This is a genomic window from Deferrisoma camini S3R1 (assembly GCF_000526155.1).
GTDB classification, from domain to species: Bacteria; Desulfobacterota; Deferrisomatia; order Deferrisomatales; family Deferrisomataceae; genus Deferrisoma; species Deferrisoma camini.
The window spans coordinates 3,083,981-3,102,462 of the sequence record NZ_JAFN01000001.1 but is presented as its reverse complement, the minus strand read 5'-3'; the positions used below and the strand labels follow the sequence as shown (position 1 = coordinate 3,102,462).

20 protein-coding genes are annotated in these 18,482 nt (G+C 73.4%); 11 read left to right on the top strand and 9 right to left on the bottom strand.

Translation table 11 applies throughout. The annotated features are described in order from the left end of the window. Positions 1–2 precede the first annotated feature (2 nt). From DEFCA_RS24300 to DEFCA_RS0113640, 11 genes are all read left to right on the top strand, one after another. Positions 3–488, top strand: a complete 486-nt coding sequence (locus DEFCA_RS24300) for a tetratricopeptide repeat protein (protein WP_025323585.1) — start codon at positions 3–5, stop codon at positions 486–488. Continuing rightward, a complete protein-coding gene (gene yedE / locus DEFCA_RS0113685) occupies positions 485–1,543 on the top strand; it encodes a YedE family putative selenium transporter (protein WP_025323584.1) in 1,059 nt (352 codons plus the stop codon). Before DEFCA_RS24300 ends, yedE begins: the two co-directional genes overlap by 4 nt. Positions 1,544–1,712: 169 nt before the next feature. Next, complete coding sequence (locus tag DEFCA_RS0113680; protein WP_025323583.1) at positions 1,713–2,585, top strand: right-handed parallel beta-helix repeat-containing protein; 873 nt, start codon at positions 1,713–1,715, stop codon at positions 2,583–2,585. A 5-nt stretch (positions 2,586–2,590) separates the two neighbouring features. Next, positions 2,591–2,911, top strand: a complete 321-nt coding sequence (gene pqqD / locus DEFCA_RS0113675; protein WP_025323582.1) for a pyrroloquinoline quinone biosynthesis peptide chaperone PqqD — start codon at positions 2,591–2,593, stop codon at positions 2,909–2,911. Between the two features lie 2 nt (positions 2,912–2,913). After that, the gene (locus tag DEFCA_RS0113670; RefSeq protein ID WP_025323581.1) at positions 2,914–3,924 is read left to right on the top strand and encodes a radical SAM/SPASM domain-containing protein; all 1,011 of its coding nucleotides are present in this window, start codon (positions 2,914–2,916) and stop codon (positions 3,922–3,924) included. A 178-nt stretch (positions 3,925–4,102) separates the two neighbouring features. After that, on the top strand, positions 4,103–4,723 hold the full coding sequence (locus tag DEFCA_RS20845) for an NUDIX domain-containing protein (protein ID WP_025323580.1): 621 nt from the start codon (positions 4,103–4,105) through the stop codon (positions 4,721–4,723). Continuing rightward, positions 4,720–6,591, top strand: a complete 1,872-nt coding sequence (locus DEFCA_RS22615; RefSeq protein WP_025323579.1) for a dynamin family protein — start codon at positions 4,720–4,722, stop codon at positions 6,589–6,591. Before DEFCA_RS20845 ends, DEFCA_RS22615 begins: the two co-directional genes overlap by 4 nt. Positions 6,592–6,668: 77 nt before the next feature. Beyond that, positions 6,669–7,973, top strand: a complete 1,305-nt coding sequence (locus DEFCA_RS19630) for an ABC transporter substrate-binding protein (protein ID WP_025323578.1) — start codon at positions 6,669–6,671, stop codon at positions 7,971–7,973. Beyond that, the gene (locus tag DEFCA_RS0113650; RefSeq protein WP_051463253.1) at positions 7,970–8,872 is read left to right on the top strand and encodes a carbohydrate ABC transporter permease; all 903 of its coding nucleotides are present in this window, start codon (positions 7,970–7,972) and stop codon (positions 8,870–8,872) included. Before DEFCA_RS19630 ends, DEFCA_RS0113650 begins: the two co-directional genes overlap by 4 nt. Next, positions 8,869–9,693: a carbohydrate ABC transporter permease gene (locus DEFCA_RS0113645; protein ID WP_029734087.1), complete on the top strand. Its 825-nt coding sequence runs from the start codon at positions 8,869–8,871 to the stop codon at positions 9,691–9,693. The genes DEFCA_RS0113650 and DEFCA_RS0113645 overlap by 4 nt, the downstream gene beginning before the upstream one ends. Positions 9,694–10,209: 516 nt before the next feature. Further along, on the top strand, positions 10,210–11,301 hold the full coding sequence (locus DEFCA_RS0113640) for an ABC transporter ATP-binding protein (protein ID WP_025323576.1): 1,092 nt from the start codon (positions 10,210–10,212) through the stop codon (positions 11,299–11,301). A gap of 190 nt (positions 11,302–11,491) precedes the next feature. Here DEFCA_RS0113640 and DEFCA_RS0113635 read toward each other — a convergent pair whose 3' ends face one another. From DEFCA_RS0113635 to DEFCA_RS19625, 9 genes are all read right to left on the bottom strand, one after another. Then, entirely contained in the window at positions 11,492–11,863 is a 372-nt protein-coding gene (locus tag DEFCA_RS0113635; protein WP_025323575.1) for a hypothetical protein, read from the bottom strand. Between the two features lie 4 nt (positions 11,864–11,867). Further along, on the bottom strand, positions 11,868–12,266 hold the full coding sequence (locus DEFCA_RS0113630; protein WP_025323574.1) for a carboxymuconolactone decarboxylase family protein: 399 nt from the start codon (positions 12,264–12,266) through the stop codon (positions 11,868–11,870). Further along, positions 12,256–12,705 carry a type II toxin-antitoxin system VapC family toxin gene (locus DEFCA_RS21600; protein ID WP_084319201.1) on the bottom strand — a complete coding sequence of 150 codons (450 nt, stop codon included), beginning with the start codon at positions 12,703–12,705 and terminating at the stop codon, positions 12,256–12,258. Before DEFCA_RS21600 ends, DEFCA_RS0113630 begins: the two co-directional genes overlap by 11 nt. Beyond that, positions 12,693–12,959, bottom strand: a complete 267-nt coding sequence (locus DEFCA_RS0113625; RefSeq protein ID WP_025323573.1) for a hypothetical protein — start codon at positions 12,957–12,959, stop codon at positions 12,693–12,695. The genes DEFCA_RS21600 and DEFCA_RS0113625 overlap by 13 nt, the downstream gene beginning before the upstream one ends. A gap of 100 nt (positions 12,960–13,059) precedes the next feature. After that, on the bottom strand, positions 13,060–14,463 hold the full coding sequence (locus tag DEFCA_RS0113620; protein ID WP_025323572.1) for a PAS domain S-box protein: 1,404 nt from the start codon (positions 14,461–14,463) through the stop codon (positions 13,060–13,062). Between the two features lie 102 nt (positions 14,464–14,565). Then, positions 14,566–15,954: an FAD-binding oxidoreductase gene (locus tag DEFCA_RS0113615; RefSeq protein WP_025323571.1), complete on the bottom strand. Its 1,389-nt coding sequence runs from the start codon at positions 15,952–15,954 to the stop codon at positions 14,566–14,568. Next, positions 15,951–16,766: a metal ABC transporter permease gene (locus DEFCA_RS0113610; protein ID WP_025323570.1), complete on the bottom strand. Its 816-nt coding sequence runs from the start codon at positions 16,764–16,766 to the stop codon at positions 15,951–15,953. Before DEFCA_RS0113610 ends, DEFCA_RS0113615 begins: the two co-directional genes overlap by 4 nt. Continuing rightward, positions 16,759–17,562 carry a metal ABC transporter ATP-binding protein gene (locus tag DEFCA_RS24295; RefSeq protein WP_025323569.1) on the bottom strand — a complete coding sequence of 268 codons (804 nt, stop codon included), beginning with the start codon at positions 17,560–17,562 and terminating at the stop codon, positions 16,759–16,761. The genes DEFCA_RS0113610 and DEFCA_RS24295 overlap by 8 nt, the downstream gene beginning before the upstream one ends. Continuing rightward, positions 17,559–18,431: a metal ABC transporter substrate-binding protein gene (locus DEFCA_RS19625; RefSeq protein WP_025323568.1), complete on the bottom strand. Its 873-nt coding sequence runs from the start codon at positions 18,429–18,431 to the stop codon at positions 17,559–17,561. The genes DEFCA_RS24295 and DEFCA_RS19625 overlap by 4 nt, the downstream gene beginning before the upstream one ends. Positions 18,432–18,482 lie beyond the last annotated feature (51 nt).

Sequence of the window (18,482 nt, the reverse complement as noted above, 5' to 3'; positions counted from 1 at the left end):
CGGTGGACCGGGAGCGGACCTGGTTTCTGGTGGCCGCGGCCCTGCTGCTCGTGTGGGCCGGGGTGGAGGCCCGGGGCCTGAGCCGGGACCGCCGGGCCCGGACCGATCCCTGCGCCTCCCGGGTGGACCCGGCCGCGGTGGAGGCCAGCTACCGGGACGTGGAGGCCCGGATCCAGGGGGGGGACGCGGCCGGGGTGGTGCTGGATCTTCGACAGAGGGCCCGCTCCGGGCCGTACCCTGCGTGGGCGTGGTTCTGGCTGGGCGAGGCGGCCTACCGCCAGGGGGCGTGGGCCGAGGCGGTGCGGGCCTACGGCCGGGCCGTGGACGAGAACCCGGCCGTGGCCGACCGGAACGGACCGTTCCGGTCGGGCGAGCGCATGGCCGAGCGGCTGGCTTCGATCCGGAAGGGGCCGTGGGCGACCCGACGGCCGCCGGAGATCCGAGAGCTCTACGCCCTCCAGCGCCGGCTGGCGGGGGGGTGCGAATGAGGGGGAGACTGGCCCGGCACGGGTGGATCGTGGCCGCCGGGCTCCTGATGGGGCTGTTCGGCAGCCTCCTGGCCTACTGGGGCAATCCGCCGAACACGGGGATCTGCATCTCGTGCTTCCTGGAGAACGCGGTGGGCGCCCTGGGGCTGCACCCCAACCCCCGCATGCGGTACCTGCGGCCCGAGCTCCTGGGGTTCTTCCTGGGCAGTGCCGCCGCCGCCCTGGCCGCGCGGGAGTTCCGGCCGCGGGCCCGAGCGGCCGGGGCCCACCTGCTGGGCCTGGGGCTCCTGATGATCGTGGGCTCGGCCGTGTTCATCGGCTGCCCGATCAAGATGATGTTGCGGCTCGCCGCCGGGGACCTGACCGCCGTGGCCGGGGCGGTGGGCCTGGTGGCCGGGGTGTGGGGGGGGCTCCGCCTGGTTCGGCGGGGCGACCTGGATGGCGGCGGCCGGGCCCGGCCGGTGCCGTGGCTGGTGCCCGCAGGGCTGGTCGTGGGGGCCCTGGTCCTCACGGCTCTCCTGTTCCGGCCGGGGATCCTGCTGGAGAGCCGGAGCGGGCCCGGGGCGCTCCACGCCCCGGTCTGGATCAGCCTGGCCGCGGGGTTGGCGATCGGGGTCGCCTGTCAGCGATCGCGGTTCTGCATCACCGGGTCGGTGCGCGACATCCTGCTCGTGCGCAGCCCGGGGGCGGTCCTGGCCCTGGGAGGGCTGCTCGCGGCGGCCGGGTTGGCCGACGGGTTTACGGGTCAGTTCCGGCTTGGCTATTATGACCAGCCCGGCGCCCACCTGGAGTGGCTGTGGAGCTTTTTGGGGATGGGGCTGGTGGGCGCGGCCGCCGTGGTGGCGGGCGGGTGTCCGTTCCGGCAGATCGTGCGGGCCGGCGAGGGCGACCTGGACGCGGCCGCCACGGTGGTGGGCATGGGCGCGGGCGCGGTGCTCGTGCAGGTTTGGGGCTTGGGCGCGTCGGCCGCCGGAGTGCCGGCGGCCGGGAAGGTGGCGGTGCTGGTCGGGCTGGCTGCGCTCCTGGGTCTGGGCGCCTCGGCCCGGTCCCATTGATCCGGAGCCGGTCTTCCACTTTGGTAGGCCGCGAGTGCCGCATCTGATCGCCGGGCCTTCGCGTGCCGTTGTCTGCCGCTCCACCAGGCCCCATGCCCCCCGGCTCCGATGTCGGGGCGAGCTTTCGACCGACGACTGACGACCGAAGTTACATGGAAGGAGGCGGGCGATGGGTCTGCGGCGATGGTGGCTCCTGGGGGCGGCGACGGCGGTGGGGCTCGCGGCGTGCGTGACCCTGCCCCAGCCCAAGACGATCTCGGTCCCGGCCACGGCCCGCACCGAGACCCGGCACATCCTCTACGCCCCCACGGTGTGGCGCGGGGAGGTCCGGCTGGTTCGGCCCCTCATCGTGACCAAGACCGCCACCCTGACCCTCCTGCCCGGCACCCGCGTGTACTTCGATCTGCCCGAGCCCAAGGCCGGCGAGGACCCGGAGCCGTGGATCCGGGTGCTGGGGAGCCTGGTGGCCCTGGGCACGCCGGAGGCGCCGATCGAGATCACCTCGGTGCCCCTGCGCAACAACGAGTTCGAGGACGTGATCTCCTTCGAAAAGGCCAAGGAGGCCCACCTGCGGCGGGTGGTGTTCGAGCGGGGCCCGTGGGCCGTGCACAGCCACTTCACCCCGGTGGAGTTCGAGGACTGCACGTTCCGCAACAACTACGGCGGGGTGCGGTTCCAGGGGGGCCGGGTGGTGATCCGGGGGTGCCGGTTCGAGGAGAACCGGATCGGGATCCGGTGCCTCAACAGCTCGCCGGTGATCGAGGAGAACTGGTTCGTGGGCAACCTCACCGGCATCTTCTTCCGGCAGGGCGTGACCGGCGCGGTGCTGCGGCGAAACAACTTCGACGATCGGGAGTACGATCTGAAGCTCGGCGAGGCCCAGACCGACGACGTGGACGCCGGAAACAACTGGTGGAAGGCCGACGAGAAGGGCCGGCTCGCCGACCGGATCTTCGACGGCGCCGACTCCGAAGGGGTGGGCCGGGTGAACGTGGAGCCCCGGCTGCCCGTCCCCTGGGGCACGCCGGAAAGGAAGAAGTAGCCGCCGTGACCGTGCTTCGCCGAAACCCTTCGCTGGCCTGGCGCGACGAGCCCGGGGCCCGGGAGCGGATCCTCGCCGCCCTGGAGCGGGGCGAGGACGTGGCCGACGAGGGCTGGGTGATCCTGGTCCACGCCGGTCGGATGCACCAGCTGAACCTCCTGGCCGGGGAGATCTGGCTCCTGGCCGACGGCACCCGGGACGCCGCCGCCATCGCGGCCGAGCTGGCGGGCCGGTACGACGCCCCGGCCGACGAGATCCGCGAGGACGTGGAGGCGTTCGTGGCCGAGTGCCTGAGCCGGGGCTGGCTCGTGGCCGAGGACGCCTGACCGTGGAGCTCACCGCACCCCTCACCGTCAACTGGACCCTGTCCTACACCTGCAACTTCTCGTGCCGGCACTGCTACTCCCGCGGCCAGGCGCGGTCGGAGCTCCCCTTGGAGCGGGTGCTGGGCCTGGTGGAGGAGCTTGCCCGGTGCCGGGTGCTGTTCGTGAACTTCGGGGGGGGCGAGCCGCTGTGCTACCCCCACCTGTGGGAGGTGGCCCGGGCCGCGGCGGACCGGGGCCTGCGGGTCAGCATGAACACCAACGGGTGGCTCCTGGACGCCGAGGCGGCCCGGCGGGCCCGGGCCGCGGGGTTCGCCTCGGTGGGGGTGAGCCTCGACGGGGCCACGGCCGAGGTGCACGACGCGTTCCGGGCCCGGCCGGGTAGCTTCGATCGGGCCCTGGCCGCCCTGGAGCACCTGCGGGCCGCCGGGGTGACGTCCACGGTGTCGGCCGTGATCCACCGGAACAACGTGGGCTCGTACCGCCGGATCGTGGAGCTCGCGGCCGAGCGGGGGGCGACCACGGTGTACCTGCACAACTTCAAGTGCGCGGGCCGGGGCGCCGAGAACCGGGCGGAGCTCGATCTCTCGCCCGGCGAGTGGCGGGCCTTCTACGAGGACGCCCTGGCCTGGCGGCCCCGGGCGCCGGCCGAGCTGTCGTTCGACGACCCGATCCTGGCCCTGCTGGGCGGGGCCGATCCCGGGGCCGTGAAGGGCAGCACCTGCGGCAAGCTCTCGCTGCACCTGGAGCCCGACGGCGAGGTGACCCCGTGCGGGTTCATCCCGGTGTCGGCCGGAAACCTGATCGATCAGCCCCTGGACGTGCTGTGGCGCACCTCACCGGTGCTGCGGAAGATGCGCGAGAAGACCCCGGAGGGCAAGTGCCGCTCCTGCGGGGTGTACGGCGAGTGTCTGGGCGGGTGCACCGCCCGGGCGTTCGCGGCCACGGGCTCGTTCAACGCCCCCGATCCCCACTGCTGGGCCGGGAACGGCCGGCCCCAAGGAGGACCGCCATGAAGAAGATCCCCTACGTAAAGCCCCGCATCGCGGGAACCTCCAGCGTCCATCCCTGCTGACGTTGGAGGCACCAGAAGGGCCGGCCCTCAATCAGGGCCGGCCCTTCTGGTGCCGGGCGGAGTTGAGGCGAAACCGTCCGGTGTGCCAGACTCCGGCCACCCCCCGAACCGGAGGAACCATGAAGAGCCAGAGGATTCTCGTCGTTCCCCGAACCGCCCTGCACCCGGCGCTGCAGGCCCCCCGGGCCTGGGTCGCGGCCGGGTCCTGGACCGAGGCGGCCGGGCTGCTGGGCCTGGATCGGGCCCGGTGGATGCCCCGGCCCGAGGCCGAGACCGACCCGGAGTGGAAGCAGGTGATCCCCTACGTCACGGTGTTCGACCCGGACGGGCGGGTGCTGGTCTACCCCCGTCAGGGCACCGAGGCGCGGCTCCACGCCTTCTGGAGCCTGGGGATCGGCGGGCACATCGACCGGGCCGACGCGGCCGGCGACGAGGCCCCCGGGCCGAAGCTCCTGGCCCGGGCCGCCCGGCGGGAGGTGGAGGAGGAGTACCCCGTGCGGTGGCTGGGCGGCCTGGAGGTGGTGGGGCTGATCAGCGAGGACGAGTCCGAGGTGGGTCGGGTGCACGTGGGGGTGTGCTGCCGGCTCACGGTGGACCCGGCCACGGCCCGGGACGGGGACGGTGAGCTGCGGGGCCACCGGTGGGCCCCCCCGGGCGACCCCGCCGGGGCCCTTCCCGAGGGGGCTGGGTTCGAGCTGTGGTCCGAGCTGGCCTGGGCCCTCCACCGGGAGGGCCGGTGACCGAGCCGCTGCGCCAGGCCCGGGAGGCGCGGCTGCGGGCCGAGGTGGAGCGGGCCGTGGCCGAGGCCCGGGAGAGGCTCCGGACCCTCGCCGCCTCCCGGCCGGATCTGGCGGACCGGGCGGCCGGATGGCTCGCGGACCTGGACGCCGCGGCCCGGCGGGCCTGCGAGGCCCGGGTGCGGGTGGCCCTGGTGGGGGCCGTGAAGTCGGGCAAGTCCACCCTGGCCAACGCCCTGGTGGGCCGGGACCTGCTGCCCCGGGGCTCGGGGGTGCTCACGGCCCAGGTGACCGAGGTGGTGCCGGCGGACCGGGCGGCGGTCCGCATCACCTGGAGGAGCCGGGCCGAGGTGAACCGGGCGTTCGGCCTGCACCTGGAGGCGTTGGGCCGGCCGGGGGACTGGGACCTGTGGAACCCCGACCACCGGCGCGCGGCCCGGGCCCTGCTGGACGGGCCGCCCTCGCCCCTTCGGGAGGCGTTGGGGGCCCTGGTCCGGGGGGCCGAGGCCGCGGCCGACCGGGTGGGGCCGGAGCCCCGGGTCGAGGACCTGGGGGCGCACGGCGATCTGTGGGCCTGGGTGGCCCGGGACGAGGTGGCCGCGTTCCTGAGCCGGGTGTGGGTGGACGTGCCCGCGCCCGACCTGCCCGAGGGGGTGGTGCTGGCCGACTGCCCCGGCGTGGACGCCTGGAACGCGGCCCACGGCGCCGTGGTGGACCGGGCCCTCCTCGACGCCCACGCCGTGGTGTACGTGATCTCGGGCCGGGTGGGGCTCCGGGAGGCGGACCTGCGGTTCCTGGAGGTCCTGCAGGGGTACGGGCTCCTGGGGGTCACCCGGTTCGTGCTGAACGCCGACCTGTCCGAGCTGGGCCGGCCCGAGCACCTGCGCCGGGTGGAGGAGTCGGTGGTTCGGCACCTGCGGGGGCTGGGCGTGGCCGGCCGGCCGGCCGTGGTCTCGGCCCTGCTCGGGCTCCTGGACCGGCTGGCCCTGACGAATCCGGCCGGTCTCTCGGCCGGCGAGGCCCGGCTGCGGGAGGCGTGGGAGTCCTCGGCCCTCACGCCGATCCTGCGGGACGCGTTCCGGTCGTTCCGGGACGAGCTGTGGGACGAGGTGGCCGCTCGGCGGGACCGGCTGATCCTGGCCCGGTGCCGGGCCGACCTGCGGCGGGTCGTGGCGGAGGCGGGGCGGGCCTTGGGCGCCGGCACGGCCCTCGGCCTGGGCCGGGGGCCCTGGCGGGCCGACACGGCCGACGCGCTCCTGGGGTGGCTCTCCGAGCGCATGGAGGCCGCGGCCCGGCAGGCCAAGGCGGGGATCTCCGCGGGGCTTCGCTCCGGGTTCGGCCGCCGCCGGGCACCCCACCGCCGGGCCTGGGCCGGACGGGTGGCGTCCCTCGACCCTGCGGCGGCGGACTACCGCGACCGGGTCGAGGCCGTGCTCGCGGCCACCGAGCCCCTGCGGGTGAACGCGGTGCGCAACCTGGCCCTGGAGGCCCGGGCCGCCCTGGCCCGGGCGGGCGAGGACCTGGCCCGGCAGGCGGCCGAGGCGTTGGCCCGGGCCGGCCTGAGGCCTCCGCCTCCGCCCGATCGCCGGGCCCTGGTCCGGGAGATCACGGCCACCCGGAAGATCCCCCTGTTCCGGGGCACGGTGGGCCCGGGCCGGCCGGGGGGGCTGTGGCAGCGGCTCCTGCCCGGCGGAGCGGTGGGCGGGGCGGCCCGGCGGGCCGGGGTGGCCGTGGCCTTGGAGCGGGCCTGGGCCGGGTACCTGGAGCGGGTCGAGGAGCAGTGCCTCGGCCCCCACGTGGACGAGGCCGCGGCCCAGGTGTACGACCGGCTCGCCGAGTGGGTCCTGGAGGCCCTGGGCCGAAGGGGGTGAGCCCCCGGGTTTGACACGCCCGCGGCCGGCGATAGATTCGGCCGGGTGGTTCCCCGCCCCTTCCGGAGGTGCCTGCCATGGGCTCGCTGCGAGTGTGCCTCGTCGGTGTCGCCGTGCTGGCTCTGTTCGGGGGCTGCCGCCGGCCTCCGGAGGCCACCGAGGTCGTGTTCTGGACGGCCGAGGTGGAGCAGGACCGCATGGAGGTGCAGCAGGCGCTGGCCCGCCGGTTCTCGGAGACCCGTGCCGGGGTGGAGGTCCGGGTCGTGCCGGTGGACGAGAACGTGCTGCCCGAGAAGCTCGCCTCGGCCCGGGCGGCCGGCCGGCTGCCCGACGTGGTGGAGCTGGGGCTGACCCAGGTGGCCCGGTACGCTGCGGAGGGCCTGCTGGACGCCGCGGCCGCCACCGCCGTGATCCGGGACCTGGGGGAGGACGGGTTCTACCGGGGGCCCCTGGGGCTCGTGCGCGCTCCCCAGGGCTCGGGGTACGCGGCCGTGCCCCTGGACGGGTGGGTCCAGGGGATCTGGTACCGCAAGGACTGGTTCGCCGAGAAGGGGCTTCCCCCGCCGGACACCTGGGACCGGATCCTGGCCGCGGCCCGCGCCCTCCACGACCCCACCGTGCCCCGGTTCGGGATCGTGCTCGGCACCCACCCCCAGCAGATCTACACCCAGCAGGTGTTCGAGCACCTGGCCCTGGCGGCCGGGGCGCGGCTCCTGGACGACGCCGGCCGGCCGGCCCTCGGGCCCCGGTTCCTCGAGGCCCTCCGGTTCTACCGGGAGCTCGCGGCGTTCGCGGCCCCCGGCCACTCCTACTGGCGGGAGGCCCGGCAGTACTACCTGACGGGCCGGGCCGCCATGATCTTCTACTCCCCCTACATCCTCGACGACATCGCCGGGCTGGTGGCCGAGCACCGGCCGGCCGTGCCCGACCTGGCCCGCCGCACCGGGTTCGTGGCCGCCATCCAGGGGCCGACGGGCCGGCCGACCGCCTACGGCGAGGTGTACGCCCTGGGCCTCCTGGCCGGGGCCCGGCCGGAGGCCCGGGAGTGGGTGGCCTTCCTCCTGGGCCCCGGCTACCCCGACTGGCTCGCCATGGCCCCCGGCGGCAAGATGCCGGTGCGGCGCCGGGCCCTGGCCCGCTGGCGCGACCAGGCCCTGTTCGCGCCCTACGACCCGGGGCTGCCCGACGCCCTGGCCGAGGGGTTCACCCGGCTGGCGCGGTGGGGCTTCGGCAGGCCCGGGGGCGCCCGGCTCGTGGGCGACCTGTACGCCTCGAAGCGGGTGCCGGAGATGATCGGCCGCCTGCTCGACGACCGGGAGCCGCCGGAGCAGGCCCTGGACTGGCTCCGGGCCAAGGTGGCGGACCTGGCGGCCCGGCGATGAGGCCGGCGGGCGCCGACACCCATCCGGCCGAGGCCCTTCGCCGGGCCGAGGAGCGGCTGGCCTGGGCCCTGCTGGCCCTGCCCCTGGTCTCGGTGGTGGGGGTGGTGGCGTTTCCCCTGGTCTACAACCTGTGGACCAGCCTCCACGAGGTCCGGCTCGGCACCCTGGGGGGGCCGGCCCCGTTTGCCGGCCTGGCCAACTACCTGCGGGCCGTCACCGACCCCGAGCTGTGGCGGGCGGTGGCCGTGACCGTGGTGTACGCCCTGGCCGGGGTCACCCTGTCGGTGGGCCTCGGGCTGGCCGCGGCCCTGGCCGTGAACCGGCCGTTCCGGGGCCGGGGGGTGTTCCGGGCCCTGTTCCTGTTTCCCTACGTGGCGCCGGCCGTGTCGGTGGCGTTCGTGTGGCGCTGGCTCCTCGACCCCGTGTACGGGGCGGTCAACTGGGCGCTCCAGCGGGCCGGGGCCGTGGACGGCCCCGTGGCCTGGCTCTCCACCGAGCCCCTGGCCCTGGGGGCGGTGGTGGCGTTCGAGGGGTGGCGGTACTTTCCGTTCGCCATGCTGTTCGTCCTGGCGCGGCTCCAGGCCGTGCCCCCGGAGCTGTACGAGGCCGCCCGGGTCGACGGGGCGGGGCCGTGGCAGCGGTTCCGGCACGTGACCTGGCCGGAGCTCCGGGGCGTGCTGGCCCTGGTGTTCGCCGTGCGGTTCCTGTGGACCGTCAACAAGTTCGACGACGTGTTCCTGCTGACCGGGGGGGCGGCCGGCACCCGGGTGGTGCCCCTGTGGATCTACGACACCGCGTTCCGGCTCCACGACTTCGGCACGGCCGCGGCCGGAAGCGCCCTGCTCCTCGCCCTGCTGCTGGCGGCCGGCATCCCCCTGTGCCGGAGGTGGCTCCCGTGAGGCGCCCGGCCCTGGGCACCGCGGTCGTGCTCGCGCTCCTGACGGCCGCGGTGGCGTTCCCGTTCTACTGGATGGCCCTGTCGTCCACCAAGACGTTTTCGGAGCTTTTCGCGCTGCCGCCCCGGTTCTGGCCCCGGCACCCCACGCTGGCGGCGTACCGGGACGTGCTGTTCACCCAGGGGTTCCTGCGGTATCTGGCCAACAGCCTCGTGGTGGCCGGGGCCACGGTGGCGCTGGACCTGGCCATCGCGGCGCCGGGGGCCTATGCCCTGGCCCGGCTCCGGTTCCGGTTCCGCCGGCTGGGTGGCCTGGCCCTGGGGCTGATCTACCTGATCCCGCCGATCCTCCTGGTGGTGCCCCTGTTCGCCCTGCTCACCGGGCTTGGGCTCCGGGACTCCCTGGCCGGGCTGGTGGTGGCCTACCTGGCCCAGACCCTGCCCGTGTCGCTCTATATGCTGGCCAACTACTTCCGGGCGCTGCCGCCCGAGCTGGAGGAGGCGGCCCGGGTGGACGGCTGCTCCCGGCCGGGGGTGCTGATGCGGGTGGTGCTGCCGCTGTCGGCTCCGGCCCTGACCGGGGTGGGCGTGTACACTTTTCTGATCGCGTGGAACGAGTTCCTGCTGGCCTACATCCTGCTGGACTCGCCGGAAAAGTTCACCCTGGCCAAGGGGCTGTACCACCTGTTCAGCTCCTACCACACGGCCTGGGACCGGGTCATGGCCGCCTCGGTGCTCATGACCGTGCCCGTGCTGGCGCTGTTCCTGGTGTTCCAGCGCCGGCTCGTGGCCGGGCTCACGGCCGGCGGGGTCAAGGGAGCCTGATACCAAGCTGCCGCAAACAGGAGACGAATGCCCGCCGCTTTAGGTCCGGCCGGTCCGGAGCCGTAGCGGCTTCGGCGAGGCCGTCTCTCTAAGCGCAGGAACGATCGGCCCGAAAGCACTCACCTCGAATGCAGGTTGGAAACTCCGGTTGGCCGCGAGGCGGCCTGTTTGTGAAAAAGGAACTTGCCTCAATCCCCGCGCTTTTCGGGAGCGAGGGGCATGGGGTCTGCTTCCGGCCGCGCGCGAAGCCGGGCATGAGATTCGCCGCGCAGGCAGGAGGCAGCAACGGTGGCTTCATGACGGTCCGACCGGGGGCGAACGGTTTCACGGTGCAAGCGTTGGAGGCGCTGCGCGGCGAGCTAAGGAGCCGCACGCGGCTCTCCAGCAGACCCCATGCCCCCGATGACGCGGTTCAAGAGCCGCCTGGCCGCCTAGCTGCCTAGCGGGCCGAAGGCCCCACACCGCCGACCAACGACTGACGACCAACGACCGAAGTTACCGGGAAGGAAACAGGACGTGGCCGAGATCTTCCTGGACCGGGTGACCAAGCGGTTCGGCCGGGTGGAGGCCCTGCGGGAGCTCACGCTGCGGGTGCGTGAAGGGGAGCTGCTGGTGCTCCTGGGGCCCTCGGGGTGCGGCAAGTCCACGGCGCTGCGGATCGTGGCCGGGCTGGAGGCGCCCACCTCCGGGGGCGTGTGGATCGGCGGCCGGCGGGTGGACGGCGTGGAGCCCGGCGACCGGGACCTGGCCTTCGTGTTCCAGACCTACGCCCTGTACCCCCACAAGACCGTGGCCGAGAACCTGGCGTTCCCCCTGCGGGTGCGCAAGGTTCCCCGGGAGGAGGTGGAGACCAGGGTCCGGGAGGTCGCCGCCCTACTGGGCATCGAGGATCTGCTCGGCCGCCGGCCCCGGGAGCTCTCGGGCGGGCAGCGCCAGCGGGTGGCCCTGGGCCGGGCCATCGTGCGCCGGCCCAGGGCGTTCCTCATGGACGAGCCCCTGTCGAACCTGGATGCACGGCTCCGGGTGGAGATGCGCTCCGAGATCCGCCGGCTCCAGCAGCGGCTCGGCACGACCACGGTGTACGTGACCCACGACCAGGTGGAGGCCATGACCCTGGGGGACCGGGTGGCCGTGCTCCGGCGGGGGCGCCTCCAGCAGGTGGGCACACCCCGCCAGGTCTACGAGCTTCCGGCTAACCGGTTCGTGGCCGGGTTCGTGGGCTCGCCCCCGATGAACCTGGTGAGGATCCAAGTGGAGCGTACCGGAGACGGGGCCGTGCTCCACGTGGGGGACCAGGCCCTGCCGTGGCCCGCGGGGTGCGGGGGCGGGCCCGCGCCCCCCGGCCCCCTGGAGCTGGGCTTCCGGCCCCACTCGGCCCGGCTCGGAAGCGGACCGGGGCTGGGTCCCCTGCGGTGTCGGGTCGAGGAGCGCGAGTACCTGGGCGGGGCCGTCCTGCTCCATCTGGACGCCGGAGGGCAACGGATCACGGTGGAGCGCCCGCCGGAGGCCCGGGAGCAGCCGGGGGAGGGCGTTCTCCTGTACCTGAACCCGCTGGAGCTCGTGGGGTTCGATGTGGCCACGGGCGAACGAGTCTGGCCGGCGGGGTGACCTTGGGCCTTCGGCCCGCTGGGAGGCTGGAAAGCCAGAAGGCTAGAAGGCGAAAGGCGAAAAGACCTTGGACAAGCATAGCCGCTGCGCGGCGAGCTAAGGGGCCGCGCCCGGCTCTCCGGCAGGTCCCTTGCCCCTCCGAGCAGGGAGCGTTAGCGCCGGGTTAATAGCTTTCTAGCCTTCCAGCTTTCTAGCTTCCCAGCTTCTTCGCGTAAGCGGACAGGCGGAGGCCGCCGTCCCCCCTCTCCAGCCGCAGCCGGCGGCCGCACAGGCGGCAGCGCAGGGTCCGCATGCCCAGGGCCCGGGTGAAGGCGAACCTTCGGCCGCAGGCGGGGCAGGTGGCGTCGTAGGTGGGGCCGGCCGTGGTCAGGGCCGAGAACACGCCCACCGCCATGGCCAGCAGCGCCAGCCCCACGAACCGGGGGGCGAGGCTGCGCACCCCGAACACGGCCACCAGGCCGATGAGCCCCATGGCCACGGCGAGCTTCACCTTGTTGAGCACGGCCGATCCGGGCCGGGGCTCGGCCGTGGCCTGCGCGGGCTTCCGGCGGGCCCGGGCCACGGGCTCAGCCCTCGTCGGGCATGGGCCACTGGCCCCGGGCCTGGAGCACCCGGCGCAGGGCCTTGAGCCCCTGGTTCATGGCCGGCACCCCGCCGTACACCGCGGTCTGGAAGATCACCTCCGCGAGCTCCCGGGGCTTACACCCCACGTTGAGGGCGGCCTGGAGGTGGAGCTCCAGCTCCTCGGTCTTCTCCAGCACCGTGAGAGCGGCCACGGTGATCATCTGGCGCACGGTGTGGGGAATCCGTTCCCGGGCGTACATCTGACCCGTGATGAACAGCGACAGGTCCCGGGCCAGGCCCTTGTCGAAGGCCTTCCACAGGTCGTAGGGCCGCTCCCCCTCCACCCCCTCGAAGTAGAGCTTCGCGGTCTCGGCCGTCTTTCGAACGATCTCATCGGACACTTCGTCTCTCTCCTTTTCTCCGACGGCGTTTCTCTTCAATCGTGAGGAGCTGGAGCTCTGGGATCCCTTCGAAATCTTTTTGGTTCCGCGTCAATAGAAAGTAGCCGTGTTGCACGGCCTGGCTGGCGAGCCACAAGTCCCGAACGCGCCGGCGATGCCCCGAGCCCCTTTTTCGAAGGGCCGCAGCGAGGCGCCCAAACACCTGGCCGGTCATGGCGTCGATCGGCAGCACGGGTTTGGTGAGGAGTCGTTCCAACGCCCGTTGCCGCCTTTGACGGACGTCTTCGCGATCCGCGATCTCTACGCCCAAGCGAAGTTCCGCAACGGTGACCGGAGAGAGGTACACGGGATGGTCGCCCGTGATCCGCTGGACCTGTTCCGGGTGCAGGACACCCCGCTCCACGTCGATCCAGACGCAGGTGTCAATCAGTACCCCCATGGGTCACGGATCTCATCGTCCAGGTGATCGGCCGCCCTGCGTGCGTCGGCAAGCCACGCCTCCCCTTCGTCAGGTGACAAGATCCCGTAAAGGTCTGCAAGGGCCTGGCTGGCCGTCAAGGGGCCGATGGCCGGCATGACGCGAGCGATCTCTACCCCGCCGTCCTCGACCACGAGAGCCTCGCCGCGCTCCCGGAGCTGCCGGAGATAGCGCCGGCATTCCCGCGCAAACGCATCGATCGAAACCGTAGGCATGGCTTGTCTCCGCCCTTCCCGTCTTCGAGAATCCTAGACGGCGTCCGTCCCCCCCCGTCCTCTGAGGTCGCTCTCAGGGTACCCCCCCAAGGAGACCGGATCAACGGGGCGCTCCCGGCAGCCACACCCGGAACGTGGTTCCCCTTCCCTCCTCGCTCTCCACCTCGAGCCGGCCGCCGGCCCGGTCCACCAGGAGCTTGACGATGTGGAGCCCCAGGCCGGAGCCGGCCGTCCCGCCGGCGTTCGAGGCCCGGAAGAACCGCTCGAACAGCCGCTCCCGGTCCTGGGCCGGGATGCCTCGGCCCGTGTCGCTCACCACCAGATCGATGCCGCCCTCCCGGGCCTCCAGCCGCGCCTCCACCCGGCCCCCGGCCGGGGTGAACTTGACTGCGTTGGACACCAGGTTCTCGACCAGATGGCGGAACCCCTCGGCATCGGCCACCCGGGCGTCCGACGGAACGAGCGACTCGATCTCCAGGCGGATGCCCCGGTCCCGCGCCGCAGGGGCCAGCGCCCGGACCACGGCCTCGAACACGGGAGCCACGGGACCTGCCTTCGCCTCCCACGCGCCTTCCTGGGCCAGCCGCTCGGCCAGGAGGAACCGCTCCACCATCGAGCCGACCCGGCGGCTGGCGTCGAGGATCTGCTCGATGCACTGGCGCTGGGGCTCGGGCAGCTCTCCGTACACGCCCGAGCGCAGTGCCCCCGCGAAGCCCTGGATCACCGTCAGGGGGGTCTTGATGTCGTGGCCGACCAGCTGCAGGAACTCCCGGCGGAGGGCCTCGAGCTTCTTGCGCTCCGTGATGTCGCGCACCGAGGCCTGGAACGCCCCGACCGATGAGGTCTCTCGGGAGATCCGCACCTCGGCCCACCGCTCCTCGCCGTTCTTGCGGACGAACCGCACCTCGTACTGGGTGGGCGCGTCCTCGCCCCGCACGCGGGCCTCGAAGTACCGTCGCAGCCGCCGGGCCTCGTCCGGGGGGACCACCTTGGAGAAGTGGAAGCTCTCCACCTCGTCCCGGCGGTACCCGGAGAGCGCCTCGGCCTCCCGGTTGATCACCCGGATCCTTCCCTCCCGGTCGACCCCGAACAGGGCGTCGGTGGCCCGCTCATAGAGCTCGGCGTAACAGCGCTCCAGCCGCACCAGGGCCGTGACGTCCCGGACCATGCCCAGCACCCCCAGCGGGCCGCCCTCGGGGTCGTCGACCCGGCACACGGCGTACTGGAACACGAAGGTCTCCGAGCCGATGGGGGTCTCCCGTTCCTCGAGAAAGGGCTCGCCCGTGGCCAGGACCCGTCCGATCACCTCCCGCTGCCGGGCCGCCTGCTCGGGGGGGAACAGCTCCCCCACCTCCCGGCCCACGATCTCCCCGGCCGGCCGGCCCAGGTAGCGCGCGGCGGCCTGGTTCACCATGAGGAACCGGGCCTCGGGGCTCAGGGCGAACACCGGCTCCGGCACGAGGTCGAACAGGTGGGTGCCCAGCAGGGCCTTCAACGGGTCCATGGTTGTCCTTGTCTCTGCGGTCGACGGGCCGTGGGTCCACGGTCAGGGGCCTCCACCCGCCCCGGCCGTGCGCATTCGTCCCAGGGGGAACGAACCCCGGTATCAGTCCTCGGGGAAGATCTTGCCGGGGTTCAGGATCCCCTGGGGATCCAGGAGCCGCTTCACCTCGGCCATCAGGTCGAGACCGGTCCCGTGCTCCCGGCGTTGGAACCGACGCTTGCCCAGGCCGACCCCGTGCTCGCCCGTGGCCGTGCCCCCTAGGGTCAGGGCGGTCTCCACGATCTCGGCGTTGGCCTCGTGGATCGAGGCCCACAGCGCCTCGTCCCCCATGCGGCCCAGGATCAGGCAGTGCAGGTTCCCGTCGCCGGCGTGGCCGAAGATGTACCCGGTGAGCCCCCGGCGGTCCAGGATCTGCCGGGCCCGGGCCGCCAGCTCGGGGTACCGGCTCCGGGGCACGGCCGCGTCCACGATCAGGATCCCTTCGCCCACGTGGGCCTCTCGGATCGTCCGGTAGGCCCGGTGCCGGGCCTCCCACAGCCGGGCGCGCTCGTCGGCGCCCACACCGGCCTCGAACGACTCGGCCCCCTCGACCCGGCAGATCTCCTCCACGAGCCGGGCGTCGGCCTCCAGCCCCGGGCGGCTCGTGCCGTGGAACTCCAGGAACAGGATCGGCCGGTCCGGCAGCCCCAGCCGGGCGGCCCGCTCCACCACCCGCACGGTGTGGCGGTCCAGGAACTCACAGGCGGCCACCCCCAGGCCCGAGCCCATGATCTGGGCCACGGCCCGGGTGGCCGGCTCGGCGTCGGCGAACGGCACCAGGGCCGTGAGCACCTCGGGGGGCAGGGGCGCGAGCTCCAGCACGATCCGGGTGAACACCCCCAGGGTCCCCTCGCTGCCCACCCACAGCCCCACCAGGTCGAGCCCCGACGAGGTCTTGGGCGCGAGCGTCCCGACCTCCACCGCCCGGCCGTCGGCCAGCACCACCTCCAGGCGCTTCACGAACCGGCGGGTGGGCCCGTAGCGCACGGTGCGGATGCCCGAGGCGTTGTTGGCCACCATGCCGCCCACGCTGGCCGCTGCCCCCGGGTCCGGGGGGAAGAACAGGCCGGTGCGCCGGCGGTTCAGCTCCACGTTCAGGTCGGTGTAGAGCACCCCCGGCTCCACCGTGACCAGGAAGTCCTCGGGCCGCACCTCCAGGATCCGGTTCATCTGGGCGAAGTCGAGCACCAGGCCGCCCCGGACCGGGATGGGGTTGCCCTCGATGCTGGTGCCGGCGCCCCAGGGGGTCACCGGCACGGCGTGCTCCCCGGCCCACGCCACGGCCCGGCGTACCTCGTCGGTGGTGGTGGGCCAGGCCACGGCCTCGGGCCGGCAGGGCTCGTGGAACGACTCGTCCCGGCTGTGCAGGTCCAGCACCGACGGGCCCCGGCTGACCCGGTCGGGGGGGAAGATCCTTTGGAGCTCGGACCAGGCGCGGTCGGTGAGGGTCATGGGCGTCCTCCCCGGCGTTTGGGCGAGAGGGCCAGGCACACGAAAAAGAGCCCCGTGGCGGTGAGCACGATGGTGGCCCCGCTGGGCACGTCGAGCCCGTACGAGAGCACCAGCCCCAGGAAGCACGAAAGGTTTCCGAACAGGACCGAGAGCACGAACAGCGCCCGGTAGTCGTAGGTGAGCTGGTAGGCGGCCGAGGCCGGGGTGACGATCAGCGCGAACACCAGCAGGATGCCCACCGCGTCCAGGCTGAGCACGATGGTCAGGCTCACGAGCACGAGCATCACGAACGAGTACCGCCCGGCCGGGAGCCCCAGGGCCTCGGCCACCTCGGGGTCGAACGACAGCAGCTGGAACTCCTTGAAGAACACGATCACGGTGGCGGCCACCGCCAGGGTCAGGGCCGCGATGATCCGCAGGTCCGTGGCCGTGACCGACAGGATGTTGCCGAACAGGTACCCGTAGAGCCGGGCGTCGTAGGTCTTCATGAGCCCCACGAACAGGATGCCCAGGGCCATGGTCAGGGCGTAGAAGATGCCGATCGAGGCGTCCATGCGGATCCGGCCCGCCTGGCTGGTGGCGTGGATGGCGCCGGCCGTGGCCACGCAGAACCCCACGGCCGTCACGAGCGGGTTCCACCCCAGCAGAAACCCCAGGGCCACCCCCCCGAACGCGGCGTGGGCGATGCCCGCGCCGATGAACGCCAGGCCCCGGAGCACCACGAACACCCCCACCAGGGAGCAGGCCGTGCCCACCAGCAGGCTCGCCAGCAGGGCCCGCTGGACGAAGGCGTAGGAGAACATCTCACCCATGGTGGTGGTCCCCGGCGAACACGAACGGCCGGCCGCCGGCCTCGTGCACCTGCACCTCGGCGCCGTACATTCGCTCCAGGGTCTCCCGCACCAGGGCCTCTTGCGGGGGGCCGTAGGCGTACACCCGCCGGTTCAGGGCGAGCACCCGGTCCAGGTGGGGGTACACTAGGTTCACGTCGTGGGTGACGAGCACGGTGGTCAGCCGGCGCTGCCGGTGGGTGCGCACCACCAGGTCCAGCACGGCGTGCTGGCTCCGGACGTCGAGGCCCGTGAACGGCTCGTCCAGCAGCAGGATGCGGGGGTCGCGAACCAGGGCCCGGGCGATGGCCACCCGCTGGAGCTGCCCGCCCGAGAGCTGGCCGGCCGGCCGGAGGGCGAACCCCTCCATGCCCACCGCCTCCAGGGCGGCCAGGGCCTTGCGCCGCCCCTCCCGGCCCGGCCGGCGCAGGGGCCCGAGCCCCGGGTAGAGGCCCATCAGCACCACGTCCAGGACCCGGAACGGCGCGTTGGGGTCCACCCGCGAGGCCTGGGGCACGTACCCGATCTCCCGGCGGATCCGCTTGAGGTGATGGCAGCACTCCTCCCCCACGAAGATCCGTCCCTGGACCGGGGGGACGAGGCCGAGGATCGCCTTGAGGAACGTGGTCTTGCCCGACCCGTTGGGCCCGATCACGCCCACCAGGGCGCCGGCGGGGATCTCCAGGGTGACCTCCTCCAGGGCGGGGGTGCCGTCGTAGGCCACGGTGGCCCGCTCGAACCGGACGGCCGGGTCCGGAGCCGAGGGCAGGTAGGTCACGGCGGCTCCTCGGCGAGCGCCTCGATCAGGGTCTGGGCGTTGCGCTCCAGGAGCTCCAGGTAGGTTTGGGCGGGCGAGGCCCCCAGCAACGGGCTCAGCGTGACCACCCGGATCCCGGTCTCCTGGTGGAGGAGTTCCGGGAGCTTGGAGGGAAGCTGCGGCTCGGTCACGAGCACCCGGATGCCTTCGGAGCGGATCCGGTCGATCAGCCGTGCCAGGGCCCGGGCCGAGGGCTGACGGCCCGGCTGCTCGACCACCGTGCCCACCAGCTCGAACCCCAGCCCCTCGGCAAAGTAGGGCCAGGCCGGGTGGTAGGCCAGGAACCGCCGGTCCGGAAGGCCCGCCACCCGGGCCCGGATCCGTTCGGCGGTCTGCCGGAGCCGGTCCCGGTAGGCCTGGAAGCGGACCTCGTAGTAGTCGCCGGCGAACGGGTCGGCCCTCTCGAGGGCCCGGGCGATGTTCCGGCACATGGTCTCGGCCCGGGCCGGGTCGAGCCAGACGTGGGGGTTGCCCGCCCCGCCGTCGTGGTCGTCCCCCTGGATCGTCGGCACCCCCCGGGCCGCCTCCACCAGGATCAGCTCGCTGTTCCTCGCGTTCTGCACCAGCCCCTTCACCCACTCCTCGAGCCCCAGGCCCACCATCACGAGCACCCGGCTCCCGGCCACGGCCTTCACGTCGGACACCCGGGGCTCGTAGGTGTGGGGGGTTTCGAGGCCCGTGAGCAGGGAGCGGACCTCCACCCGGTCGCCACCGATCTCCCGCACCCAGTCGGCCAGGTCGGGCAGGGTGGTGACCACCCGGATCCGGTCCGTCGCCCCGGCCGGAGCGGCGAGAAGGATCGAGAGAAGGAGGGCGAGCACGATGCGCATGGAGCCGTTCCCGGAAGGGGCGCGAAACCCCGCGCCCGACAGAGAAACCCT